We start from the raw sequence: 5825 nt of genomic DNA on the forward strand, positions 1-5825 counted from the left end.
CTACGACCCGGGCAGCGGAAACCCGCTCGGCCGCGTCTACACCATCGGCATCAAGAAGCGCTTCTAGAATACCGACCGGGCCAAGAGCCCAGCGGATTACACCTCGCGCCGCCCCCTCACGGGGGCGGCGTTTTCTTTTCCCTGCCGCCCGAGCGTGGAAGGTGCGATTAGCGGGTCTTGGCAGCAACGAGCTGGCCCACCGCAGGCCCGGCGCCCCGCCGGGGTTCCCCAACGGTAGGTCGCCAACGACATCTCTGGCCGGCCGTGTCTTTCATGCAACGCCCTCCTTGGCCTCAATGCGGCGCAGCACGCGGCGATTTTTGACGTAGAGTTCAAAACCAATCACACACCCACAGGTCGCATATCTTGGGTTTCCCAACTCAACGCCTACTGTTGCATAAGGGAAATCTCGTTTCGACGTGCGTGTGAGCCGAGCTCCACACACGCAAATCCTTTGCAAACAGCCACTTCATGATCAGTGATCAGCTAGCCGGATGTGTGCACTGCAGCACATAACGGCGTTCTGTTTCCTCACGGAAAAATTCCTGGCGCTGTCGGCGGCGGCGCCGGATGGTTGTTTCTTCGCGTGAGTCAAAATGCCCAAACCCACATTCAAGGGCGGCACTCGAGGGGGAACCAATTGATGTTGAAAAGCAGATATTTCTGTGGCGGGTCCATTCTGGCCGTCGCCCTGACGCTGGGAGCGGGATCCGCTTTCGCCCAACAAAGCACCACCGTTGAAGAGGTCGTGGTCACCGGCTCGTTCATCGCCGGGACGTCTGAGAAGGCGGCTCAGCCGGTCGATGTCATCGGCGTGCAGGAACTGGCCAAGCAAGGCGCGCCTAGCGTTGTCCAGCTGGTCAAGACCCTGACCTCGGCGCAGTCCTCGCTCGGCGAGAGTAACCGCTACAATGGTGGCGCCGGCACCGCCTCGATCAACCTGCGGGGCCTCGGGTCGTCCCGGACCCTGGTTCTGATGAACGGCCGGCGCCTGGCCGACACCACCGCCGCGGCCTTCCAGGGCGGCGGTCAGGACCTGAACTTCATGCCGACGGCCGCCATTGGCCGTATCGAAATCCTGAAGGACGGCGCGGCCGCCACCTATGGCTCGGACGCGGTCGCCGGCGTGGTGAACTTCATCACCCGCAAGGACCTCGACGGCTTCGAGTTCAACGGCAACTACTCATTCATCAAGGACTCGGATGGCGGCGACTACGACGCCAGCATTGCCTACGGGAAGATCTTCGATAACGGCAACCTCCTCCTGACCGCGGGTTACCGGGCCCGCGGCCGCCTCGACGCCCAGGACCGCGACTACGCGGTGCGTCCGTTCGAATCGGTCTTCTACGGTGGCTGGTCGGGGTCGGCGAGCCCCGGCTCCTACGGCACCCCCTCCGGCGGCGCCCTGTTCCGGGACAATGGATGTAACGTCCTCGGTTCGCAGGAACTCTCAGGCACGCTAAAGCCCGTGACCTCCGGCGGCGCCCTTTGCCGTTACCAGTTCAGCAACTTCAACGACCTGGTGAACGAAGAGCATCACTACCAGCTCTACGGTGAGGTCAATTTCGACCTGAGCGACGACATCCGCTTCCACGGCGAGATCGCCTGGAACCGCAATGACGTTCCCGATCAGCGCCTCTCGCCGGCGAACCTCACCACCCAGTTTCCGACCGCCAACACCTCCGGATCAACGGCGGCCCCCGGCTACAACAATCAGACGCGCTACTTCGTGCCGGCTTCCAATCCCGGCCTGATCGCTCTGCGGACCAACTGCGTCGCGCCGCTCAGCGCGGCCCAGTGCGCGGCCATGGCGGGGGGTGTCACCACCAGCCAGACGGCTTGGCGTCTGATCGGTGTCGAGGGCCATCCGCTGAACTCGGACGGCGCCGATTATCAGCAGATCGAGCAGACTCAGTACCGTGTTTCGGCCGGGTTTAACGGCAGGTTCAACGGTGGCCTCCTTGATGGCATCGGCTGGGACACAGCCCTGACCTTCATGGAAAACAAGGGCATCGTCACCACCAATGACCTGTTGGTGAACCGCATCCAGCGGGCCTTCAACGGCCTCGGCGGTCCGGGCTGCAACTACGCCACCGGCACGCCGGGCGTCGGGGCCTGCAAGTATCTCAACCCCTTCAGCAATGGCATCGCCGCCAGCGCCATCAATGGGAACGCCAACCCCCTGTATGTGGCCTCGGTGGCCAACGATCCGGCGATGAAGGCCTGGCTCTACGGCACCTACACCAACGTGGCGACCAACCAGATCCTGGTCGCCGATGCCGTGATCAACAAGGAAACCAGCATCGCCCTGGGCGGCGGCAACATCGCCTGGGCGGCTGGCGTGCAGTATCGCTTCGACCGCAACCAGGACGATTGGTCCGATCTGGGCGACGTGCAGGCGACCCCTTGCGTCGACTCCATCGACGGCCAGCAGGGCCAATGCGCCAACCCCACCGGTCCGTTCGTGTTCTTCGGAGCTCAGAGGGACAACGATGTTGACCGCCGGGTCGGCGCGGCCTTCGCGGAGGTTAAGCTGCCGGTGCTTGAGAACCTCGAGGTCAGCGGCGCAATCCGTCACGAAGACTTCGGCGGCAATGTCGGATCCACCACCAACCCGCGGGTTTCAGCCCGTTGGCAGGCGATGGACTGGCTGGCCTTCCGCGGTTCCGCGGGGACCACCTTCCGGGCTCCCGGCCAAGCGGCTCTGACGCCCGGCAGCAGCAAGGGCGTCCGCAACATCGCGGGTTCCTACCGCGCTGTCGTGACCGAGAACAACCCCTTCCTCGAACCCGAGACGGCGACGACGGGTAACCTTGGCGTCCTGATCACGGCCGGCGCCTTCAGCGCCTCGGTCGACTACTGGACCTTCGACTTCAAGAAGGAACTGATCGTCGAGGACGCGGGCCAATTGCTCGCCGCCCTCAACGCCGCCAACTGCGCCAAGCCCGCTTTCGCGGCGCGCTTCGTGAATGTCGGCGGCGCTCCGGTCTGCACCACCCAAACCAATGTGCTGCAGGCGACGATCAAGATCGTCAACGGCCAGGACACCAAGACCTCCGGCTTCGACCTTCGCGCCCAGTATGACTTCGACAATTTCTTCGGCATGGATTTCTACGACACCAAGGTGACCGTGGGCGCCGAAGCGACCCTGACGAAGGAGTACAAGCGCGGCGCCACCACCCTGCTGGAAGACCCATCCGTCACCATCGCCCCGGCGATCGATCGGGCCGGCAAGCACGACCTGACGGGCGAGTTCTTCTCGTTCCCGAAGACCCGCGCCTCGGCCTTCATCAATGTCGCAGGGGAAACCTGGAACCTGCGCTACCAGCTGCTCTATCGTGAGGGCACGACCATCGCCGCGCCCGTCTGCGTGGGTGACGCCGGCGCCGGCGCCACAGCCGACTGCCGCTACAACTACGCGACCGGCGTCTATCAGAGCGTCGGAAAGCTGGACGACTTCTGGCAGCACGACCTGAACCTGCGGGTCGAACTGCCCTGGGAGACCACGGCGACCTTCAGTGTCCAGAACATCCTGGATACCGACCCGCCCTTCGCCCAGAGCTTCTACAACTACGACGTCACCAACGGGAACCCGCTGGGCCGCGTCTTCAAGGTTGGTCTGAAGAAGAACTTCTAGCCGACGAGACGACCGGCGGCGGGCCTTCCGTCGCCGGCCTTTCCCAACCCAACTGAGGGGCGTCGTCCAACCGGATGGCGCCCCTTTCTTGTCAGGTCTTCGCGACGCTCGCCGGCGCGGCCGGAACCCGCAGAGCCGCGGTCCGGGTGCACGGAGGGGGGCTCGGCCGGCGCCTTAGCCAGGTCGTCCCACGGCGCCTATCGCGAGCGGCCCGGGACAGAATTGCGGCCCCGTCGCGCCGCGCGGCGGAGAAAGCGAGCCGGATCAACCAGTTCCGACAGGCCTGCGGGCATTGGCGAGGGCGCGCCAAGCACAAGGGCCGCCACATGCTCGGCCAGCAGCGGGGCCAGGCAGAAGCCTCGCGATCCCAGCCCACCCAGCAGGAACAGCCCGGCTTCGGCTTCCGGCGCGGCGCCGGCCAGGGGCAGGCGATCGGCCGTGGTGGCCCGCACCGAGGCGCGGCCTTCCAGGGGGCGGCCCTCTAGCCGCTCAGCCAGTTGCGGGAGGGCGGCCGCAAGCGCGAGACGGTTGCGGTCGTGGTCGACCTCACGCAGGTCTGTGGCCACATCGTCGCGGTCGTGGGTGGCGCCGAACAGCAGGCCACCCCGCGTGGGCAGTACATAGCCGCCCCAGGCCGCGGCGTGGACATCGCCACCGTCCCGAGTCCAACTGGCCTGACCCCGCGCGGGGCCGATCTCCGGCTGCGGCCACAGGGGCTGGTGGCCCGTGGCCAGGATCACCGCCTCGGCCTCCGTGATCGTGGAGCCGCCGGCGTCGGCCAGGCGCCACACGCCGTCCTTCCGGCTCAGGCCGGCGACGGTCGCCCGCAGGACCTCCCCGCACCAGGCCGCCAGCACGGTGGCCGGCGCGATGGCCAGGGCGCCGGTCAGGTCCAGGGCGGCCGGGACAGGTTCGCCCATCCGGCTGCTGGCCTCATCGAGGCCGCAGAGCGCAAGGGCTCCGGGTTCGAACAGGTCGGAGGCGGCGATCTTGGCGAACCGCCCGAGGTCCCGCTCGCCGTCGGCCAACTGCAGGACCCCGCGGGACAGGATGGTGTCCGGGATGTTCTCATATAGCCCAAGGGCGCGGCCATAGGCCTGGGCGAACAGGGCGGCGAGGGGGCCCAGGCCGGCGTCGAGGCGGGGCGTCACCAGGGCGGCCGGATTTCCCGACGCCCCGGCCCCCGGCGCCTCCGCCTCGATCAGGATGGGCTCGCAGCCCAGGGCGCGCAGGGCGCGCGCCGCGCTGGCCCCGGCGATCCCCGCGCCGACGACGGCCACGCGAGGCGCAGGCGCCGCGAGGTGGATTCCTGGCAGGCTGGCTTCCAGGCGTTCCCGCTTGCGGCCGTGGCCGGGGCGCTTCTCGGCGGTGAATCCAGCAGCCTGCAGGCCGCGCCGCACGGCGCCTGCGACCGTGAAGGTCGCCGCCCGCGCCCCCGGCGCCGAACGCGCGGCCACCAGGGTCAGCAGAGTCTGATCCCACATGCCGGGATTGAGGGCCGGAGAGAAGCCGTCGAGGAACCAGGCGTCGGCGCGACCCTGCCAGCCTTCAAGGGCCTCATGAGCGTCCATCACCGCCAGGTCCAGAGTGACGGCCAGCTCGGGCAGGTCGACCCGGTGGAAGCCTCGAGCCTGGCCCGGCCAGCGGTCCGTCAGCAGGCGCGCAAGATCGGCCAGGTCCGGCCAGGCGGCCAGGGCTCGGCGGGCCTCGTCCGCGCTCAGCGGATGGGCTTCGACAGAGAAGATGTGAAGATGGGCGCCGGGCTCGTGGGTCCTGCGCCAGAGGTCGAGCAGGGCCAGGATGTTCAGGCCGGTGCCGAAGCCGAGCTCCCCCACCACGAATCGATCACGTCTGGACCAGGCGTCGGGCAGGCCGCAGCCGGCCAGGAAGACGGTGCGCGACTCGGCCAGACCGTCCTCGGTGGAGAAATAGACGTCGCCATAGAGCCGGGAGCGCGGCTGGCCGTCGTCGGCCCAGACAAGCGGAGAAGGCGTGCTTTGATAGCTCATGGGACCGCGTAACGAAAAGGGCCGCCCCCGAACGGGGACGGCCCTTCGTAAACGCAGATGCGTCGAGAAGCTTAGTGCTTCGCGGCTTCAGCAGCGGCGGCGGCCGGAGCGGCGGCGGCGGCGGCGGCCGGAGCAGCAGCAGCAGCAGCGGCGTCAGCAGCGGCCGGGGCGGCGGCGGC

2 protein-coding genes are annotated in these 5825 nt (G+C 67.6%); one reads left to right on the forward strand and one right to left on the reverse strand.

Going from position 1 to position 5825, the window contains the following annotated elements; translation table 11 throughout:
• Positions 1 to 643 precede the first annotated feature (643 nt).
• Positions 644 to 3637 carry a TonB-dependent siderophore receptor gene (locus Q7J39_RS00425; protein ID WP_304819339.1) on the forward strand — a complete coding sequence of 998 codons (2994 nt, stop codon included), beginning with the start codon at positions 644 to 646 and terminating at the stop codon, positions 3635 to 3637.
• A 197-nt stretch (positions 3638 to 3834) separates the two neighbouring features.
• Here Q7J39_RS00425 and mnmD read toward each other — a convergent pair whose 3' ends face one another.
• Positions 3835 to 5646 (reverse strand): tRNA (5-methylaminomethyl-2-thiouridine)(34)-methyltransferase MnmD, encoded by a 1812-nt coding sequence (mnmD, locus tag Q7J39_RS00430; protein ID WP_304819340.1) that lies wholly within the window; start codon positions 5644 to 5646, stop codon positions 3835 to 3837.
• Between the last annotated feature and the right edge of the window lie 179 nt (positions 5647 to 5825).

It is taken from the genome of Phenylobacterium sp. (genome assembly GCF_030651185.1).
Lineage (GTDB): Bacteria > Pseudomonadota > Alphaproteobacteria > Caulobacterales > Caulobacteraceae > Phenylobacterium.